18 protein-coding genes are annotated in these 19648 nt (G+C 54.6%); 8 read left to right on the top strand and 10 right to left on the bottom strand.

Translation table 11 applies throughout. From position 1 onward, the window contains the following. The first annotated feature begins 1 nt into the window (after position 1). Positions 2–1522: a glycerol-3-phosphate dehydrogenase gene (gene glpD, locus DY252_RS17980; protein WP_064788941.1), complete on the top strand. Its 1521-nt coding sequence runs from the start codon at positions 2–4 to the stop codon at positions 1520–1522. Positions 1523–1603: 81 nt separating this feature from the next. On the opposite strand, the gene DY252_RS17985 is transcribed toward glpD, so the two are convergent. Together DY252_RS17985 and DY252_RS17990 are read right to left on the bottom strand one after the other, a co-directional pair. Continuing rightward, on the bottom strand, positions 1604–2974 hold the full coding sequence (locus tag DY252_RS17985; RefSeq protein ID WP_064788942.1) for a glutamate--cysteine ligase: 1371 nt from the start codon (positions 2972–2974) through the stop codon (positions 1604–1606). 11 nt (positions 2975–2985) lie between these two features. Next, entirely contained in the window at positions 2986–3786 is an 801-nt protein-coding gene (locus tag DY252_RS17990; RefSeq protein WP_064788943.1) for a 16S rRNA (uracil(1498)-N(3))-methyltransferase, read from the bottom strand. A 60-nt stretch (positions 3787–3846) separates the two neighbouring features. Between DY252_RS17990 and ubiA the strand changes: the two genes are divergently transcribed. Continuing rightward, a complete protein-coding gene (ubiA, locus tag DY252_RS17995) occupies positions 3847–4800 on the top strand; it encodes a 4-hydroxybenzoate octaprenyltransferase (RefSeq protein ID WP_064788944.1) in 954 nt (317 codons plus the stop codon). Positions 4801–4846: 46 nt separating this feature from the next. Further along, positions 4847–5554: a class I SAM-dependent methyltransferase gene (locus DY252_RS18000; protein WP_064788945.1), complete on the top strand. Its 708-nt coding sequence runs from the start codon at positions 4847–4849 to the stop codon at positions 5552–5554. Here the strand turns inward: DY252_RS18000 and DY252_RS18005 are convergent. Both DY252_RS18005 and DY252_RS18010 read right to left on the bottom strand, forming a co-directional pair. Then, the gene (locus DY252_RS18005; protein ID WP_064788946.1) at positions 5551–6291 is read right to left on the bottom strand and encodes a hypothetical protein; all 741 of its coding nucleotides are present in this window, start codon (positions 6289–6291) and stop codon (positions 5551–5553) included. The two genes, DY252_RS18000 and DY252_RS18005, sit on opposite strands and share 4 nt — an antisense overlap. A gap of 14 nt (positions 6292–6305) precedes the next feature. Further along, positions 6306–6662 (bottom strand): DUF4170 domain-containing protein, encoded by a 357-nt coding sequence (locus DY252_RS18010; RefSeq protein ID WP_064782192.1) that lies wholly within the window; start codon positions 6660–6662, stop codon positions 6306–6308. A 264-nt stretch (positions 6663–6926) separates the two neighbouring features. Here DY252_RS18010 and DY252_RS18015 point away from each other — a divergent pair, with 264 nt between their 5' ends. Then, positions 6927–8453: a UbiD family decarboxylase gene (locus DY252_RS18015; protein WP_064789067.1), complete on the top strand. Its 1527-nt coding sequence runs from the start codon at positions 6927–6929 to the stop codon at positions 8451–8453. A gap of 3 nt (positions 8454–8456) precedes the next feature. Here DY252_RS18015 and DY252_RS18020 read toward each other — a convergent pair whose 3' ends face one another. The 3 genes from DY252_RS18020 to DY252_RS18030 are packed head-to-tail and all read right to left on the bottom strand — an operon-like array spanning position 8457 to position 9641. Beyond that, positions 8457–8747, bottom strand: coding sequence for a CcdB family protein (locus DY252_RS18020; RefSeq protein WP_064788947.1), 291 nt, complete (start codon positions 8745–8747; stop codon positions 8457–8459). Next, positions 8747–8989 carry a type II toxin-antitoxin system CcdA family antitoxin gene (locus tag DY252_RS18025; protein ID WP_064788948.1) on the bottom strand — a complete coding sequence of 81 codons (243 nt, stop codon included), beginning with the start codon at positions 8987–8989 and terminating at the stop codon, positions 8747–8749. Before DY252_RS18025 ends, DY252_RS18020 begins: the two co-directional genes overlap by 1 nt. Positions 8990–9047: 58 nt before the next feature. Next, positions 9048–9641, bottom strand: a complete 594-nt coding sequence (locus DY252_RS18030) for a hypothetical protein (RefSeq protein ID WP_064788949.1) — start codon at positions 9639–9641, stop codon at positions 9048–9050. A 224-nt stretch (positions 9642–9865) separates the two neighbouring features. On the opposite strand from DY252_RS18030, the gene DY252_RS18035 reads away from it, so the two are divergent. Then, positions 9866–11215 carry a TldD/PmbA family protein gene (locus DY252_RS18035; protein WP_064788950.1) on the top strand — a complete coding sequence of 450 codons (1350 nt, stop codon included), beginning with the start codon at positions 9866–9868 and terminating at the stop codon, positions 11213–11215. Positions 11216–11305: 90 nt separating this feature from the next. On the opposite strand, the gene DY252_RS18040 is transcribed toward DY252_RS18035, so the two are convergent. Both DY252_RS18040 and DY252_RS18045 read right to left on the bottom strand, forming a co-directional pair. After that, positions 11306–13303: a methyl-accepting chemotaxis protein gene (locus tag DY252_RS18040; protein WP_165374922.1), complete on the bottom strand. Its 1998-nt coding sequence runs from the start codon at positions 13301–13303 to the stop codon at positions 11306–11308. A gap of 313 nt (positions 13304–13616) precedes the next feature. Continuing rightward, the gene (locus tag DY252_RS18045; protein ID WP_064788952.1) at positions 13617–14564 is read right to left on the bottom strand and encodes a diacylglycerol/lipid kinase family protein; all 948 of its coding nucleotides are present in this window, start codon (positions 14562–14564) and stop codon (positions 13617–13619) included. A gap of 218 nt (positions 14565–14782) precedes the next feature. On the opposite strand from DY252_RS18045, the gene DY252_RS18050 reads away from it, so the two are divergent. Both DY252_RS18050 and DY252_RS18055 read left to right on the top strand, forming a co-directional pair. Continuing rightward, on the top strand, positions 14783–15700 hold the full coding sequence (locus tag DY252_RS18050; protein ID WP_008891533.1) for a UDP-2,3-diacylglucosamine diphosphatase: 918 nt from the start codon (positions 14783–14785) through the stop codon (positions 15698–15700). Further along, on the top strand, positions 15697–16839 hold the full coding sequence (locus tag DY252_RS18055) for a glycosyltransferase family 4 protein (RefSeq protein WP_064788953.1): 1143 nt from the start codon (positions 15697–15699) through the stop codon (positions 16837–16839). The genes DY252_RS18050 and DY252_RS18055 overlap by 4 nt, the downstream gene beginning before the upstream one ends. Before the next feature lie 13 nt (positions 16840–16852). Here DY252_RS18055 and DY252_RS18060 read toward each other — a convergent pair whose 3' ends face one another. Beyond that, positions 16853–17650 (bottom strand): BUD32 family EKC/KEOPS complex subunit, encoded by a 798-nt coding sequence (locus DY252_RS18060; RefSeq protein ID WP_064788954.1) that lies wholly within the window; start codon positions 17648–17650, stop codon positions 16853–16855. A 175-nt stretch (positions 17651–17825) separates the two neighbouring features. Between DY252_RS18060 and DY252_RS18065 the strand changes: the two genes are divergently transcribed. Next, positions 17826–19634 carry an ABC transporter ATP-binding protein gene (locus DY252_RS18065; RefSeq protein WP_064782157.1) on the top strand — a complete coding sequence of 603 codons (1809 nt, stop codon included), beginning with the start codon at positions 17826–17828 and terminating at the stop codon, positions 19632–19634. Positions 19635–19648: the final 14 nt, after the last annotated feature.

Here is a 19648-nt window from a genome sequence, read left to right on the forward strand (position 1 = left end):
CGTGACCGGAACTTACGACCTTCTGGTCGTTGGCGGCGGCATCAACGGGGCTGGTATTGCCCGTGATGCCGCCGGTCGCGGGCTTTCTGTTCTTTTGGTCGAACAGCGCGACCTTGCCTCGGCCACCTCTTCTTCCTCGACCAAACTCATCCATGGCGGTCTTCGATATCTTGAACATTACGAGTTCCGTCTGGTGCGCGAAGCACTTCAGGAACGCGAAGTTCTGTTGGCTGCTGCCCCACATATTATCTGGCCTTTGACATTCGTTTTGCCCCATCACAGGGGCTTGCGTCCGAAATGGATGCTGCGCGCCGGACTGTTTCTTTATGACCATCTGGCAAAACGCAAACGCCTGCCCGGGTCACGTGCCGTCTCATTTAACGGCACGCCGGAAGGCCAACCGTTGAAATCCGATTTCGAGGGCGGTTTTTCTTATTCCGATTGCTGGGTGGATGATGCCAGGCTTGTGGTCCTCAATGCACAGGATGCAAAGGCCCGCGGGGCTGACATCCGCACACGCACCAGATGTGCATCCCTGGTGCGTCATCACGATCACTGGAATGCCGAACTGATCGGGCCTGATGGTGCCCCGCAATCGGTCAGTGCCAAGTCCGTGGTCAATGCCGCAGGGCCGTGGGTCACCGAGATGGTCGAAAATGCCGGACTTGGCAAAAAGGCCGCCGGTCTTCGACTGGTCAAGGGCAGCCACATTGTGGTTCCTCGCATTCATGACCATGATCATTGCTATATCTTCCAGAATGGCGACGGGCGCATTGCCTTTGCCATCCCCTATCAGCAGGACTACACCCTGATCGGTACCACCGATGTCGCCTATAACGGCGATCCGGCACAGGTCAAAATCAGCGATCAGGAAATCGATTATCTGCTGGATCTGGTGAATGGCTATCTCGCCAAACCGCTTGGCCGTAAGAACGTGGTTTGGGATTATTCCGGTGTGCGACCGCTTTATGATGACAAGAACGACAATGCGTCGGCGGTAACCCGCGATTACGTGTTCGATCTTGATACCGGCGACACCGGAAGTTCGTCACCGATCCTGTCGATCTATGGCGGCAAAATCACGACTTATCGCAAGCTTGCCGAACATGCGATGCAGAAACTGGCGCCGGTTCTGGGCAACGATGCCAAGGACTGGACGGCAAATGCCATCCTTCCCGGTGGCGACATGCCAGACGGCGATTTTGATGCGTTCCTTGCCAAGGCCAAGGCAACCTATGACTGGTTGCCCCGCGCATTGCTCTATCGCCTTGTGCGAAGCTACGGCACGGCAATCAGCAAGATCATTGGCACGGCAACATCGCTTGGCGATTTGGGCCCGGAAGTCGCGCCGAACCTTTACGAAGCTGAACTCCATTACCTGATGGCCAATGAATGGGTGTGTCGCGCAGAAGATGTTCTGTGGCGCAGGACCAAGCTTGGCCTCGGGATGCAGCCTGATCAGGTCGATGCCATCGAAAAATGGTTTGCTGCCCAAACCCGGCTTGATCGGGCTGCGCAGTAACCCTCAAAACGAGCAACCTGCAAACAGCAAAAAAGGGCAGTGAAATCACTGCCCTTTTTCTTATTGCGTAATACGTTGGCCTTAGTAGGCATATTCCTTGAACAACGGATCAACCGATCCGTTCCATTCGGTTTCATACTTATCAAGGAATTCCTCAGCCAGAGTCACGCCGCTTTGCGCAACGTCATCAAGGCTGTCGAGGAAGTGGCTTTCGTCATCGCCATAACCATCCATTCGACCACGGTTTTTAAGACCTTCGCGCGAAATCGCCAGAACGTCTTTTGACAGATCCTGAACCGTGCCGTTCTTGAACGGGGTGGCAAGGGCGGTACGCGGAACATCGTTGCGCAGCGCCTCGCGCTCAGCAACCGACAGGTCCTTGACCAGATCCCATGCAGCATCAAGGGCTGCATCATCATACAGCAAACCAACCCAAAGGGCCGGCAGCGCACAGATGCGTTTCCACGGGCCACCATCGGCGCCACGCATTTCAAGGAACTTCTTAAGACGCACTTCCGGGAAGGCCGTCGTCATGTGATCAGACCAGTCATTCATGGTCGGGCGTTCGCCCGGCAAAACATCAAGTTTGCCATCCATGAAATCACGGAACGACTTGCCCGCCGCATCAATGTATTTGCCGTCGCGGTAGACGAAATACATCGGCACATCAAGCATGTAGTCGACATAGCGTTCAAAGCCAAAACCGTCCTCGAACACGAACGGCAACATGCCACAACGATCCGGATCGGTATCGGTCCAGACGTTCGACCGTGCCGACAAGAAGCCGCTTGGCTTGCCATCAACAAACGGGGACGCCGCAAACAGGGCGGTCGCCACCGGCTGAAGCGCCAAGGAGGTCCGGAATTTCTTGACCATGTCGGCTTCGGAACTGAAATCCAGATTGACCTGAATGGTCGAGGTCCGAAGCATCATGTCCAGACCAAGGCTTCCGACCTTGGGCATGTAATTTTTCATGATCTCGTAGCGGCCCTTGGGCATCCACGGAATATCTTCACGTTTCCATTTCGGATTATGACCGACACCCAGCATATCAATGCCAAGCCCGTCGCAAATCTCGCGGACCTCGTGAAGATGCGTATGCACTTCACCACAGGTCTGGTGAATGTTTTTAAGCGGCGCACCGGAAAGTTCAATCTGACCGCCCGGCTCGAGCGAGACAGAACATTTGTCCTTGGTGAGCGCAATGACATTGCCGTTCTCAATGATCGGTTCCCAGTCATAATGTTCGGCCAAGGCATTGAGCAGCATTTTGACCCCGCGGTCCCCTTCGTAAGGGATCGGGCGCAAATCATTGCGGGTGAAGGCGAATTTTTCGTGTTCGGTGCCGATGGCCCAGTCTTTTTTCGGCGTACAGCCGGACTCAAACCATTCGACAAGCTGGCGCCGGCTTTCAATTACCGGGCTGTCACCAGTGGAGGCGCTGACAGTCATAAGGGCTTCCCCTAATCTCTCGCAACGGGTCGATGCGACCAATCGCCGATACGATCCTGAAACACGGTCAAAGCTGCGATTGCCGCCGTTTCGGCACGCAGGATACGCGGACCGAGACTTACAGGCGTTGCAAAAGGCTGTTTGCGGATACGTTCAAGTTCGTCGGCGCTAAAGCCGCCCTCGGGTCCAATCACGATTGCATGGTTAACAACATTGGTATTGTCGATAAACGAGCCAGCGCCCTTTGCCAATAGCTGACTTAGCACTTCACCAATTGGTGACCCCGATCCTGTTTCATCACAAAATAGCAGATGGTGATTTTCCGGTAGATTTGCGACCCAGTCCAAAAGACGCACAGGTTCGCAAACCTCAGGCACAGTCAGGCGTTCACACTGTTCGGCTGCCTCGATGACCTGTGCCTGCAAACGATCAAGGCGGACCTTGTCGGTGATGCCATGTTGGGTGATGACCGGTTGCAAACTTTGAGCCCCAAGCTCGACCGCCTTTTCAATCAGGAAATCCAGCCGTTGCTTTTTGATCGGTGCAAAAACAAGAGTCGGACCAACTTCATTGCCCTGCGCGCGCAATTGGCGTTCCGCGGTGACGCTGCCCTTCTTCTTGCGAAGCTCGCTGATCGTGCCCAGCCACTCCCCGTCAAGGCCATTAAAAATTTTTACCGGTGTTCCGGGCTTGAGGCGCATGACATGTTCGAGGTAATGAGACTGTTCGGGAGCAAGTTCGATTTCACTATCAGCCGTGATAGGATCCCGAACGAAAAGGCGTTGGCGGGCGCGCGTGGCATCAGCAGTCATAAAGGTCCCCAAAGCCGTTTTACGGCATCTTGAAATGGTTTTTTATCAGATAGGCCAATTATGACACAGGTCAACCAGCCAATACAGACCAGCAAGAACGATATGCCACAGGATGGCTGGATCGATCGTTTCATGCCCGAACCTGTGCGGCCCTATCTGAAACTGCTGCGCCTTGATCGTCCGATTGGCACATGGCTTTTGCTTTTGCCCTGCTGGTGGTCCACCGCCATGGCAGGCGGGTTAACCGATGCCATCACCACCAAACAGATCGTCATCATGATGGCCCTGTTCGGGGTGGGGGCTGTGATCATGCGGGGTGCCGGTTGCGTGATCAATGATCTGGCCGACCGCAATTTTGATGGCAAGGTCGAACGTACCACCACCCGCCCGCTCCCCAGTGGTCAGGTAAAGGTCTGGCAGGCATTGTTGTTCCTTGGCTTCATGATGTTGCTTGGGCTTGGCATTCTGGTGCAATTCCGCATCGAGGCGATCATTGTCGGTATCTGTTCGATCCCAATCATCATAACCTATCCGTTCATGAAGCGGATCACCTATTGGCCGCAGGCCTGCCTTGGCCTTGCCTTTAACTGGGGCGCGCTCGTCGGTTGGGCGGCTGTGACCGGCACGGTGGAGCCGGCCGCCATTGCCATGTATGCGGCGGGCTTTTTCTGGACGCTTGGCTATGACACCATCTATGCACATCAGGACAAGGATGACGATGCCAAGATCGGCCTGAAATCCCTCGCACTGCGTTTGGGCGATGCGACGCCGAAATGGGCCAAGGGGTTCTATACCATGACCACGCTTTTGCTCGGCGTTTCGGGCATGCTGGCCGGTTTGCACTGGTCCTATTTTGTCTTGCTGGGGTTGGCGGGCATTCACCTTGGCTGGCAGGTTGCCACCGTCAAGCTTGATGATGCGGCCAATTGTCTGAAGCGGTTCAAATCCAACCGCGATTACGGATTACTGGTACTTGCTGCCATCGTGCTTTCGCACCTGATTGCGAACGCCTAACCCGATACCCCTTTTCCCCGATACCCCTTTTCAAGGTAAACCGCCAATGAGCGAGAATGTCTTCGCCGACGCACTGGTGCCCGATGTCGACGATCCGCAATTTGCCGATCTGATCGAAACATTTACCGTGCCTGCCCGCGTGCCGCTGGCGCCGGAAATCGAGATGTATCTGGCGACCCACATCACCCCGCTTTGGCAGGCGACCGAGGATATTCTGGGTGTGCTTGATATCCCGCCACCCTATTGGGCCTTTGCCTGGCCGGGTGGGCAGGCAATCACGCGCTATATCCTGGATCACCCGGAACTGGTGCGTGGCAAGCGGGTGCTTGATTTCGCCTGCGGTGGCGGCATGCAGGCGATTGCCTGCGTCCGTTCAGAAGCCGCAGAAATACTGGCCAATGACATCGATCCGGTGGCGATTACCGCCACAAGACTAAACGCCAAACATAATGGCGTTGAAATCCCGACGACGACCGAAAATCTGGTTGGCACCTCGGCCCCGGAAAAGCGCTGGGATGTGATTTTTGCCGGGGACGTTTGCTATCAGCAGGATATGGCAAACGCCGTTTTGCAGTGGCTGATGACCGAGGCCCGCCTTGGTACAAAGGTCATTCTGGCCGATCCGGGCCGGACCTATGCGCCGACGCACAATATCGACGAGCTAGAAACCTATGACGTACCGGTCGATGTCGCGGTCGAGGACACCGACACCAAGCTCACCCGCATCTGGCAGCTTTTACCCGACCGTGATTAATCCTGTTCAACAACAAGACGGCGAAATACCGGATCATCAATGACCCGCAGGACGAATGCGGGGCCAAAGACCTGGCCGGCACGCTTGGCGAAATGCGCCATCATTTCCCATTGCTCAAGGGATGTGAACCGGCGATCTCTGGCCTCAATCGCAGACAAGGCAAACACCGCGCCCCGATCAAAAACATGCCCGCGTGCAGATTGGTACATGCCGATGTGATCGGGCGTAACCCCGCAATCGAGATCAAGATCGCGCCCCGGAAATTGAACATAGCTGTAATGGGCTGGTACCGATTCAGTGACATGCATATGGGCAAGTTGTGTCGGGGTGAGCCAAGTCACCGAAATTCGTACCCGCGTGCCCGGTGATGGCGCCAGCGTTGCCGGTACAGCGCCGTATCCGGTTATGTGCGTTGAATAGACAATATCATGATGCGCCAGCCAGCCATGGGTCACCGGAATTTCATCTGACAGGTTCTGATGGGTGAATTTTCGGGTCAGTTGTACCGGTGCACGATTGGACCCGACCGCCAGAACCGGTGTCCTGCCCCTTGTCGCGGTCGCGACGTCTGATGGCTCCATCGCAACTACGTCACCACCACGAAACAGAAAGTCGTGATCCGGCGCAAAATAGGGATACAAAAACGCGCGCAGGAGGTCCTGCGCGCGTGGATGCTGTTCGATCTGGTCGCGCAACACGGGATCCGTGATCATATGCGCATCAGATATCGAAAACATATTGGTCGTCCGGCTTAGCCTTCGACGACGCGATAGCGATAGTTGCAGTCGTCAACATGCTGCCATGCCAGTTTCGACCATGCTTTTTCTGCATCGCCGAAGGTAGCAAACGGGCCATGACGTTCTTCTTCACCGCCAACCGGGGTTTCGAAATCGGTGCTTTCATATTCGCCACCGACAACCCAGTATTCTTCAAGGCGTTCGATCCGATAACGCGAATTCGCGTCATCAACCGACTGCCAGGCCATTTTAGACCATTCCTTTTCCGCGTCTTCGAAGCTGCCAAACGGACCAACTTTGGTTTCTTCGCCAATCGGCTTGTCGAAACCGGTATCCTGATAGGTGCCCCCGATAACCCAGTACTTGGCCATCTGTGCGTCCTTCATGTTTTTGGTGAGTTGCCAGGCCGCGTGCTGTGGGTCACGCGACTCTTTTCCTTGCCCATGTATAACCAAATGATGCGCTGACCAAAACCGCAAAATTATGCATCGCCCTGCAACGCAGCATTGTCAGATCATGCAGGGATGGATCGATCCGGTTACAAATGACGTATTTGACAACAGCAAGGTTGTCCCCTTTCGCTCCGCGGCGTATGAAGACAATCAGGTTTCAAAGCTTTGCAGATGACAGGTGCCATGCCCTATCAATCCCTTCGTGACTTCATGGATGCGCTGGAAAAAACCGGCCGTCTTGTCCGCGTCACTGAACCGGTTTCCCCCAACCTTGAAATGACAGAAATCCAGACCCGCCTACTGGCCGAAGGCGGGCCGGCTGTTCTGTTTGAAAATGTTGTCGGTGATGACGGCAAAAAATACGACATGCCGGTTCTGGTCAACCTGTTTGGCACCGTGGACCGCGTGGCGGCGGGCATGAACCGCAAACCCGAAGAACTGCGCGAAGTCGGTGAAACGCTGGCGTTCCTTAAACAGCCAGAACCACCGGCCAGCATCCGCGAAGCCTTTTCGATGCTGCCGCTTGCCAAAACCGTTATGGCGATGAAACCCAAAACGGTTTCCAAGGCCCCCTGTCAGGAAGTGGTCCTTCAGGGCGATGATATCGATCTTTCGAAAATTCCGGTGCAATCCTGCTGGCCCGGCGAGCCCGGCCCGCTGATCACCTGGCCACTGGTCGTAACCCAGGGACCAAGTGCCGGGGAAAAAGGTGGCGACAAGCGCGATGTGTTTAACCTTGGCATCTATCGCATGCAGGTGCTGGGCAAAAACAAAACCATCATGCGCTGGCTCAAACATCGCGGTGGTGCGCAGCATCATGCCCGCTGGAAACAGGAAAAGCGTGAACCGCTGCCAGCTGCCATCGTGTTGGGTGCGGATCCGGGCACGATCCTTGCCGCGGTCACCCCGGTCCCCGATACCTTGTCGGAATATCAGTTTGCCGGGCTGTTGCGTGGTGAAAAGGTTGAACTGGTCGATTGCAAAACCGTCCCGCTAAAGGTCCCGGCCACCGCCGAGATCATTCTTGAAGGCTATGTATCGCTTGATGAATACGCGCCCGAAGGGCCGTACGGCGATCACACCGGTTATTATAACTCGGTCGAAGACTTCCCGGTCTTTACCGTAACCGCAATCACCATGCGCAAAAAACCGATTTATCTGTCGACCTTCACCGGCCGTCCACCAGATGAGCCATCTGTGCTGGGCGAGGCCTTAAACGATGTGTTCGTGCCGCTTCTGCAGCAGCAATTCCCGGAAATCGTTGATTTCTGGCTGCCGCCCGAAGGATGCAGCTATCGCATTGCAGTGGTGTCGATGAAAAAGGCCTATGCCGGTCATGCCAAGCGCGTAATGATGGGCGTCTGGTCGTTCCTGCGTCAATTCATGTACACAAAGTTCGTCATTGTTGTGGACGACGATATTGATGTCCGTGACTGGAAGGATGTGATGTGGGCGATTTCAACCCGGATGGACCCGGTGCGCGATATCACCCCCGTCACCGACACCCCGATTGACTACCTTGATTTCGCATCCCCTGTTTCGGGTCTTGGCGGAAAGCTTGGCCTTGATGCCACCAACAAACTGCCCGGCGAAACCAACCGCGAATGGGGTGAAAAGATCTATATGGAAGAAGACATCATCGACCGTGTCGATCAGAAATGGGAACGTTATGGCCTGCCCGGATCGGGCAAGAAAATCTGGCGGGACTGATCGCTAAAAGCCGTGAAAGACCATATCGAGTGCGTTGGTGAGGACGAAACTATCTTCGAACTCACCAACTTTTTCACCGATTTCTGCCAGACCAACAGTCGCGATAAACTGCGGCAAAAGAACCCAATCATCACCATTAATCCGAATAACCGGATTAAGCCTGTCCGCTGGCAAGGCAAATTCGGAGATTGGCTTTAAAGGCACAACGACACGTGTTTGCAGGTCAGCCAGCAAATCTGACTGCACATCGACGATATAGCCGTCCTCGAAACGGCAAATATCCCCCTTGGCCATCAGAATTTTCGATTTTTGGCCAAAGGTATGCCGTTTTGCGCGACATAGCTGTTGCTGGCTTCAAGGGCTGCGCTGTTTTGCTCTTTCCAGAGTTCAGCCCGTTTCATCGAAATCGCATCGCGTAAACCTGACTCGGCTGAGCGCGAAATATTGATCCCGAGTTTTTTGGCCTCTTGCAACAATTCAGCATCAAGACTGACATTTGTCGGCTTGCGCTGCTTGGCTTTGACATCTGCGGTCATTTACGCAAGCTCCATGTGCATATTTATGCGCATACTTTATCAGCAAACGACACCAAGCTCAATTTCTGAAGAACATCCAGTGATCACCATTTTCATCCGGCTTTTCGGAATAGAAAAACTGCGGCGCATCACACATGAAATCATCAACGCGGATGGCGAAGTTGCACATATCCGCATCGCCCATAACTTCGGCCATGTATTCAGTGCTGTTTTCCTGCCAGCTCAGCACCGGTGGTGCCGTTTCATCAAAGACACACAGGGCGAACTGCTCGGACTGTTTGAACGGGATATAGCGGATTTCACTGTGATCTTTGGCACCATGATTGGTCACAAACAACAGTGCGAAAAACGGGCCATCAGGGTTATCAAGGTCAACCCATCCGGCGATGCGGTCAAGCACGCCGTCACAGGTAAAATCACCGGTCAGCATCTGATGGCGGTAATTTCGGGCGTATTGCCCTCCCTGCCAGCGCATTTCGTAATAAAACTGTGCGCTTGAAACCGGATCGGTTTCGCCATTCGCATTCAGCTCCCATACACCATTTTCATCCCAGCCTTTCATCACAGTCTTGCTGTCATCTGCGAATGCAGGGCTGACCAATCCGATCAGGCAAACCACACTAAGACCGGAAAGAATTTTCTGCTTGTTCATCGCGTTCCCGTTTATCTGGCGCCAGTAGCACTTGTTTATCCGACTATAACAGAAAGCCGTTTGAAATCTGTCATTGACCGGGCCTTGCCATTCGGCCCTCGTCCTGCCACCTCTGGAACAAGGCAGGAATTTTAGACCAAAACCAGCTTTTTGTTTCGGGTCTATGCGAAAACGTTCGTGCCCCCTATAACGTAAGAAACACATTCCGATACAAGGGAGCCTCCATGCCCAAGACCGACATGACACTTGATCGCATCAATGACCTTCTCGCACAGGCAAAAAAGGCCGGTGCAGACGATGCCGATGCCGTTTATGTCGAAGGCACATCGCTTTCGGTTGCCCAACGTCTGGGCAAGATGGAAAAGCTTGAACGTTCCGAGGGGGCCGATCTTGGCCTGCGGGTTCTGATTGGCAAGAAACAGGCAGTTGTATCGTCATCTGATACCAGCGACGCAGCCCTTGCCGAATTGGTCGAACGTGCGGTCGCGATGGCCAAAAATGCCCCGGAAGATCCCTATTGCGGGATTGCCGACCCAAGTGAACTTGCCGAAAGTTTCAATGTCGAAGCACTTGAGCTTTGCGAGCCGGGCGAAGTTGATCAGGACAAACTGATCGAATGGGCCAGCGCCTGTGAAGAAGCTGCGCGATCCGTCGACGGCATCACCAATTCCGAAGGATCCGAAGCCGGCTGGGGCCGCCATCAGATCACGCTTGCCGCCACCAACGGCTTTGCCAATTCTTATGCCGGGTCCGGCAGCCATATCTCGGTTTCCGTATTGGCGGGCACCGGTACAGGCATGGAACGCGATTACGATTATGACAGTGCAGTCTTTTCCACCGATCTGCGCGATCCGGTCGATATCGGCAAAAAGGCCGCCGAAAAAACCCTGCGTCGTCTGAACCCGCGCAAGGTCAAAAGCGCGCAGGTCCCGGTGATCTATGACCCGCGCGTTTCGGCATCGATCGTCGGGCATCTGTCATCGGCGATTAATGGTTCCGGCATTGCACGTGGCACCAGCTTCCTGCTCGATGCCATGGGCAGCGAAATCTTCGCGCCCCATATCAACATCATTGATGACCCGCACCGCAAACGTGGTCTGCGTTCCAAACCGTTTGACGCCGAAGGGGTTGCAAACCAGAAACGCCATCTGATCGAAAACGGTGTCCTGAAAACCTGGATCATGGATCTACGTTCGGCCCGTCAGCTTGGCCTGAAATCCACCGGCAACGCATCGCGCGGGGCCGGAAGCCTGCCCGGGCCATCGACCACCAACCTTTACATGGAACCGGGCACCATTTCGCCCGAAGACATGATCAAGGATATCAAGTCAGGCCTTTACATCACCGAGATGATCGGCAGCAGCGTAAATGGCGTGACGGGCGATTATTCGCGCGGTGCGTCGGGGTACTGGATTGAAAATGGCGAATTGGCCTATCCGGTGTCGGAAATCACGGTGGCGGGCAACCTCAAAGACATGTTCAAGACCGTTGTTCCGGCCAATGACCTGACATTCAAATACGGCACCAATGCCCCGACCCTTCGCATTGACGGCATGACGCTGGCTGGGCAGTAACCGACCTTCGCTATTGCCCAATCAAAAAAAGAACGCCCGGTCCATTTTGGCCGGGCGTTTTGCCTTTGCGTATCCGAAAATCCGGAGCGCCTAGGCCGACCGGATGGCATTGACGAAATTGTCGGTTGCACCTTTCAGGGTGGCAAAGTTTTCGGACAGCGTGCTGACAGCGGTTAAAACGTCGCTTGATGCTGTGCCTGCATCGTTTACAGCCTGTGAAACCGTGACAATGTTGGAACTGACAACCGTAGTCCCGGTCGCGGCCTGTTCTATGTTAAAGGCGATTTCACGGGTTGCTGCCGATTGTTCCTCCACCGCCGAGGAAATGGTCGCAACAATGCCTTCCATTTCGCTGATCGTTTGGCTGATCAGTTCGATCTGGTTGGCGGCAAAGCCGGTACGGCTTTGAACACTGTCGACCTGGGAGCGGATTTCTTCTGTAGCCTTGGCCGTTTGCGCCGAAAGGGTTTTGACTTCGTTGGCAACAACCGCAAAGCCCTTGCCCGCATCCCCCGCCCGCGAAGCTTCAATCGTCGCATTGAGCGCAAGCATATTGGTCTGGTCGGAAATATCGGCAATCAGCTTGAGAACATGATCGATATTGTTGGATGCCTCGACCAGTTCCTTGATACCGCGCATGGTTTCGCGGGCCTGATCAACAGCCTTTTTGGCGATTTCATTTGAAAAGACAACCTGACGATTGATCTCCTCAATCGAGCTGTTGAGCTCCTCTGTCGCCGAGGCAACGGAATCCACATTGCCACTTGCCTCTTCACTGGCCGATGCAACAGCCGTCGTTTGTTCTGACGCCGAATTTGCGATCTGGGACATGCCGGTGGCCGTTGCCTGTAACTCGACGGCGGCGGCAGCCACCGCTTCGATAATGCTGCCGACACTGTTCGTAAAGCTGTCCGCCGTCTGGTTCATGAACCGCCGCTGTTCTTCCTTGGCCCGTTCTTCCTGCGCACGGGCTTCGGCTTCGAGTTCGTCATTGCGGATGGCATTGGTTTTAAACACCTGAACCGCCTGTGCCATCTGGCCGATTTCGTCCTTGCGGGTCTGTCCGGGAATTTCAACACCCAGATCATGATCGGCCAGCCTGCGCATGATGGTCGTAATCGCAGTGATCGGACGCGACAAACGATCCCCCATGACCCAGGCCAGAACCATCCCAAGAACGGCACCACCAATCGATGCGATCAGAATTTCCTTTTCTGCCAGAATGATTTCGGCGACGACCTTTTCAAAGATGTTGTGCTCTGCCACCGCCAGTTCCTGTTTCAGGGCCTCGGCATCGGCGATAATACCCTCGGATGCTTCGCGCATGGTCCCGTGGACCGTGGCGACAATTTCCAGTTCGTCGGCACGGATCTTGTCGAACACTTCACGGTAATCAGCAAACAGGTTCTTGGCATCATCCAGCACAGCTTTCAGGTCACCCGTAAGCGGTTGATTGCCGATTTGCCCCAATGCGGCCTCAAGCTTTGCAAATTCATCGGCGGATTTCGCGCCAAAGCTGTCGTCCTGACGGCCAATCAGGATATTGGCATACAACCTTGCCAGAAGTGCATGTTCACGTGCCGCGACTGAGCGTTTGAGGAGCTCAAGATCGCCGGTGTTCTGCGCATGGGCAACAAGCTTGTCGAGATCGGCAACGATCTTGATCCCGTCCGGCTCAAGGCGATCCAGGATCAGGGAATGGTATTCGTCGCTCAGGCTTTTGGCCGAGGCAAAGCTTGCCAGATAGGCATCAAGCTCTTCGGCGATGTGTTCAATGCGGCTTCGATGTTGTTCGCCAATGAACTTCTCACGGGCGTCATCAAGCATCAGATCAAGCTGCTTGGCATAGGTAAACACGGCTTCGGCATCTGCCGGATCAGCCGTATTGGCAAACTCACGCGCGTGACTGTTAAAGCGCAGGAACTGCGTTTCAATCTCGCTGATCAGCGCGGCTTCTTCAACATAATGGGCATATTCATCCACATCATGTGAAACAGCAACAAAGGTGAAATACGCAAAGGCAAGTGCCGAAATGAGAATTGCCAGTACCACGGCAAAACCAGCCAGAGTTTTTGTTTTTATCTGCATGTCAGCCAACACACCTGAGTTGAGAACCAAAGCGGAGGACCCCGAAACCATCGTCAATCTCCCTGAATGGCGATGATCTTCATCAACGCTATCCGTCAAATTTCGCAGCACGTTTCGCGACTCAAAATCCATCCCAATTCCCTCTGATCGGGAGGTACAAGTCGCGCGCACTACGTTAAAATCAAGGTGGGGAACAGAAATACAACTTCAAGGACCCGTTGATAATTCATCATGAGCACTTGAAAAATCCCGAAAGTCCGGGCATTTGGCCGAGGCAACCGGACAATCCGTGTAACGACTTTGGGGTGTGCTTTTAATCTACAGCGATCCGAAGCAGATCAGGTGATGTGTGATCGGTCATGGAAGACAATTCGGCATAAGCCGGCGGCACCATCAATCGCACAGGATAGGGGGACAAACTGATCTCGCACGGCAGTTTTCCGGCACTTTCCCCATCGATCTGAAGCGGCGCCGGGCCGCAATGACTGGTGATCGTGATGCGTTCTGCCCGAACCACCGAAACGTCACTTTGGGCATGCAACCGATTAAGCGTCAGTGCCAGACCATAACGTGACAAGGCCCCGATACCGTTGCCCGGCATCAGCACCACATCAAGGCTGTTGGCGGTCAGGCTGGCATCGGGCGAAATGACAAATGCCCCGCCATAATGTTGCGCATGGGTTACAACCACGCCCGACACCCGATAATTTTCCCGGCCAATACTGACTTCAAAATCACGATGACGCGGGAAAAGGATGTTGCGAAGCCCCTCCAGAACATAGGCCCCCTTGCCAATCAGGCGTTTGAGGCGCAGCGAGACATTGGCGACCGTATCGGCATCGGCCCCCATGCCGACCATCAAAAAGAACGCCCGACCATTGACCAGTCCGGGACGGACCCAGACCATGCCGGGATTATTGATATAGTCAGCAATCGCGCGTGTCCGGATTTCAAGCCCGACCTCGACCGCCAGCACATTGGCCGTTCCAAGCGGGATGATGCCAAGTGGCGGGACCTCGTGCCCGTCAATCTGGGCATCAAGCAATCCGTTTAATGCCTCGTTAAGCGACCCGTCGCCCCCGGCAACAAACAAACGTTGATGGGCGCGGACCTTGCGGGCCAGTTCACGGGCGTGACCGGGATGGGTGGTTTGCAGCAACTCCACCTTGATGCCGGCATGTTGCAATATCTGGGATAAAAACCGCTGTTTATTGCCACCGGCACGTGGATTGAAGATGACAGTCACATCCGCATCGGTCATTTGGACCCACTTCCGAAATAAAAATGAAATAAATTTTTCACAGCACCTACCATATGAAATAAAACATGTAACAGTTGCTTTACAGAACTGCGAAATTTCTGTGAACGGGTTATATAATCGAACGATTTGTTTTAAACCGATACTGGCTTGGAACAGTATTCGGCAAGACAAACTGTCGAATTCCAGCCATCCTTTTGGCAGGATACGGAGGAGCGGCAATGACAGCGATGACGCTGCAACCGCATTACCGCACGGTCTGGATTTCAGACGTCCATCTGGGGACACGTGGATGTCAGGCAGACCTTCTATTGGATTTCCTCAATGAAGTAACGGCAGACACCTATTATCTGGTGGGTGACATTATTGACGGCTGGCGCCTTAAGAAAAGCTGGTACTGGCCGGAAAGTCATCATGCCGTGATCACGACAATCATGGAGAAGGCAAAGAATGGCGCCAAAGTCATCTTCGTCCCCGGGAACCATGATGAATTCGCCCGCGAGTTTGTCGATATGACTTTTGGCCATGTCGACGTTAAAATGAACGATATCCACGTCACTGCCGATGGCAAGCGCCTTTTGGTCATCCATGGCGATGAGTTTGACGGGGTCGTCAAATACGCAAAGTGGCTGGCCTATCTTGGTGACACCGCCTACAACCTTGCCATTACGCTCAACCGCTATTTCAACGGCGTTCGCCGCCGGCTTGGTTACGGATACTGGTCGCTTTCGGCCTATCTTAAGAACCGGGTGAAAAACGCCGTTCAGTTCATCTGCAACTTTGAAAATGCCGTCGCCCACGAAGCCGCCAAACGCAAGGTCGATGGCGTGGTTTGTGGCCATATCCATCACGCCGAAAAACGCAAGATCGGCGATGTGCTTTATTGCAATGATGGTGACTGGGTTGAAAGCTGTACGGCCCTTGTCGAAGACAAGGAAGGCAAGCTTGAACTGCTGCACTGGGCCGAAATGCGCCAGATGGCGATGAGCCATTCAAGCCCCGGTCACGATGCGGCAAGTGCCCCGTCGCTTGGCCTTGGCAAATTGATTTCCATGTTTCGTATCGCCCATGAAGCGGGCAACTCTGCATCGGGCTCTTCGAAAAAGGGCAATGATGCACCGATTGGAAAGACTGCATGAAAATACTGATCGTAACCGATGCCTGGTATCCGCAGGTCAACGGTGTTGTCCGTACCCTTGAAACCGTACGGGGCGAGTTGGGCGAGATGGGACATGACGTTCATGTCATCTCGCCCGATCAGTTTAAAACCATCCCCTGCCCGACTTATCCGGAAATCCGGCTGGCGCTTTTTGCCAAACGCAAAATGGCCAAGATGATCGAGGCCCTTCATCCGGTCGCCATCCATATTTCCACCGAAGGCCCGCTGGGTCAGGTCGCACGGGCCTATTGCCTTAAGCGTGGCATTCCGTTTTCGACCGCCTATCACACGCGTTTCCCGGAATATATTCATGCCCGCTGGCGCTTGCCGCTTTCGATCCTTTATCGCGGCATGAAGCATTTCCACGGCAAATCGCAATCCGTCATGGTCGCGACCGAAACCCTGCGCCAGGAACTGTCCGACTGGGGCTTCAACAACCTGCAAATCTGGTCACGCGGTGTCGATCTGGACCTGTTTCGCCCCCGACCAGACGCCAGCTTTGGCGATTTCCCAAAACCGCACTGGCTGTTTGTTGGCCGGGTTGCGGTGGAAAAGAATATCGGCCATTTTCTGGATCTTGATCTGCCGGGCACGAAATTCGTCGTCGGCGATGGCCCGCAGCTAAATGAGCTCGAGGGCAAATATCCCAACGCGCAGTTTCTCGGCAAAAAAATCGGTGAAGAACTGGCAACGGCCTTTGCCGCCGCCGACGTCTTTGTCTTCCCCAGCAAGACCGATACTTTCGGCCTTGTGATCCTTGAAGCCCTGGCATCGGGCACCCCGGTTGCCGTCTTCCCAGTTCAGGGACCAGCCGATATCGTGCGTGGCACCAAGGCCGGCGCCATTGATGCTGATTTGCGCGAGGCCGCCTTGGCCGCGTTGGAACTTAAAAGTGAAGATGCCCGCGCGTTGGCCGAACAATATAGCTGGCGCAACTCGGCCAATCAGTTTCTGCACAATCTTGCACCGTTTTCCGGTGGGTTTGATGGTGTTGAGGCAACCCGCATTTCACTGGATGACGCGGCAAATACCAGCCCAGCAAAGTCAGCGGTCGCAGAACCGGACCACGCGCCTGAAACCGCGGCAGGCAAGGCACCTATTGGGCAACCAGCCCAATAGGCCGCACGCCTGATCAGCGATACAGGCTTTTGCGCAAGGTGCGATATGCCCAAAGACCGTTGAGCGCATCCGTGCCCAGCCAGCGACGGAACGGGCGCAGCATCAGATAGACCGGGCGCAAAAGCCTGATCACCTTGCGCAGCGGTACCAATTGCGGTGCGGTTGCGCCAGCGGCCTCGACATAGGCCTGCCACCCAGCGCGCAGCAGTTCCGGGCGTTTTTTAAATTCACGCTGGATGGAAAAAACAAACAGCAAGATGTCGCGTGCCTGGGCATCAATCACCGGCATGCGGGCATTCGGGTCTTCTTCGAAATCGATAAAGCCGATCTGATGATCGTCGCGCAGTGTCATATTGCGAAGCAGTGGCGCACCATGCGCAACCCCTTCGCCATGCAATCTTGCCAAGGCCGCACCGGCGTCAACAACATGGCGACGAATGGCATCATCATTGCCCTTGTCGACATCATCTTCGATGCAGGTTTTAAGGATGCGGCCATTATCGCCAATGGCAATCCAGTTTTCACCGACATCAATCAGATCGGGGACCAACACTCCAAGCGCGGCAAGCTTGCGCAACGTCGTGGCCTCGCTTTCAAGGCCCTTTTGCCCGCCGGGCGATACGGTCGGGCGTAACAATGGAATACCCGTAATGTTGGCCGCAAAGCGCTGAACGCTGTGCCAGACTTTATGTTTGGCCGGAACTGCCTGTTTGACCCAAATACGCCGGTTATCCCAGCGCAGCGGGAAAACCCGTGCACCGACACCCTGGGCCACGGTGCGTTCGACAAGTGCGTGGAGTTGCTCGTTCATTTATTTGTCTTATATGTCGCAGTTGGCAATCTGCTGTTATGCAGACCATTTTTGTGTCCGTTAAAGCGTCTCAGCAGCTTGCCGCCCTTGTCCGAGCGTGCTAGCAACAGCGCGAGTATTTTACTTTTATGATGCCGTATCCATAACGATAGTATCAATTCGATACAATCTGGAAATGGCGAAGAAGGCCGGGATCAAATCATTGCCAAAGAATTCGTTGGATCATACTGCAGAACACTGGGGTACCTGGCCGTTGGTCAAGCGTATCGTGCGAGATGCGGTTGCCCCCTATCTTGGCAAAATACTGCTTGCGCTTCTCTGCATGGCCCTGATGGCCGGGGCGACCGGCCTTTATGCGCTTTTGATGGATCCGATCATCAATGATGTGTTCATCAACAAGAAGGAAAACATGCTGGTGCCCGTCGGGGCAGCGGTTCTTGGATCCTTTGCCCTCAAAGGCTTTGCCAACTATGGCCAGACGGTTTTGATGAGCTATGTCGGCGGGCGTATTCTGGCCGATCTGCAAAACAGCCTGTATGAGCACGTCATTCGCCTTGATATAGGCTTTTTCCACAGCACGAATACCGGCAAGCTGATCACGCGCTTTACCAACGACATCACCGCGATGCGCGCAGCAGTTTCAAACTCGCTGACCGGTTTTGGCAAAGACCTTCTGACTGCGGCCGTCCTTGTCGGCGTGATGTTCTATAAGGACTGGTTGCTCGCGATCATCGCCTTTACCGTATTTCCCGCTGCGATCTATCCGATTGCGCGACTGGGTAAACGCATGCGCAAGGTGTCAGCCAACACCCAGCAACAGATTGGCGAATTCGCCACCTTGCTTGAACAAACCTTCCAGGGCATTCGCCACGTGAAGGCATATGGCATGGAGCCCTATGAATGTTCACGCATGGGCAAGCTGGTTGAAACCGTCTTCAAACTGAGCTTCAAGGCATCGACGGTTAGCGCGCGTTCCTCCCCCATCATGGAAACACTTGGTGGTGCGGCGATTACCGCGATCATCATTTATGGCGGCAACCGCGTGATCGACGGGGCAAGCGACCCCGGAAGCTTCTTTGCCTTTATCACAGCCTTGCTTCTGGCCTATGAGCCGGTCAAACGTTTGGCCAATATCAACATCACCTTGCAGCAAGGCCTTGCTGCATCCCAGCGCGTCTTCACGGTTCTTGATATTGAACCTGAAATCAAGGACGCACCGGATGCCAAGGAGCTCGCGGTTTCGGGTGGCAACATCAACTTCAAAAACGTTGCCTTTGCCTACACCCCTGAAATCACAGCACTCCGCGAGATTGATCTTGATATCAAGGCGGGCGAAACCGTGGCCCTTGTCGGCCCGTCGGGGGCTGGTAAATCGACCATCCTCAACCTGATCCCGCGTTTCTATGACATTGATCAGGGTGCCATCACCATTGATGGTCAGGATATCCGCAACGTGACGCTTGAAAGCCTGCGCAAGGCAACCGCCCTGGTCAGTCAGGAAATCACCCTGTTTGACGATACGGTACGGGCCAACATCGCCTATGGTCGCGCAGGCGCCTCGGATGCCGAGATCGAACAAGCCGCACGTCAGGCCGCCGCCCACGACTTTATCGGACAGCTTCAACACGGCTATGACACGATTGTCGGCGAGCATGGTGTGAAGCTGTCGGGTGGCCAGCGTCAGCGTATCGCGATTGCGCGCGCCATGCTGAAAAACGCGCCGATCCTGTTGCTTGATGAAGCAACCTCGGCCCTTGATACGGAATCCGAACGCCATATTCAGGGGGCTTTGGCCGAACTGATGAAAGGCCGGACGACCCTTGTAATTGCGCACCGTCTGTCGACCATCATTGATGCCGACAAGATTTGCGTTGTCAGCAATGGTCGCGTGACCGAACAGGGCAAACACGAAGAATTGCTAGCACTGGGAGGGGCTTATGCGCACCTCTATAACTTGCAATTCTCGGAAGAAAACGGAAACTGATCCGGACAACTTCG

The sequence above is a fragment of the Thalassospira indica genome, assembly GCF_003403095.1.
In the GTDB taxonomy this organism is placed as follows: domain Bacteria; phylum Pseudomonadota; class Alphaproteobacteria; order Rhodospirillales; family Thalassospiraceae; genus Thalassospira; species Thalassospira indica.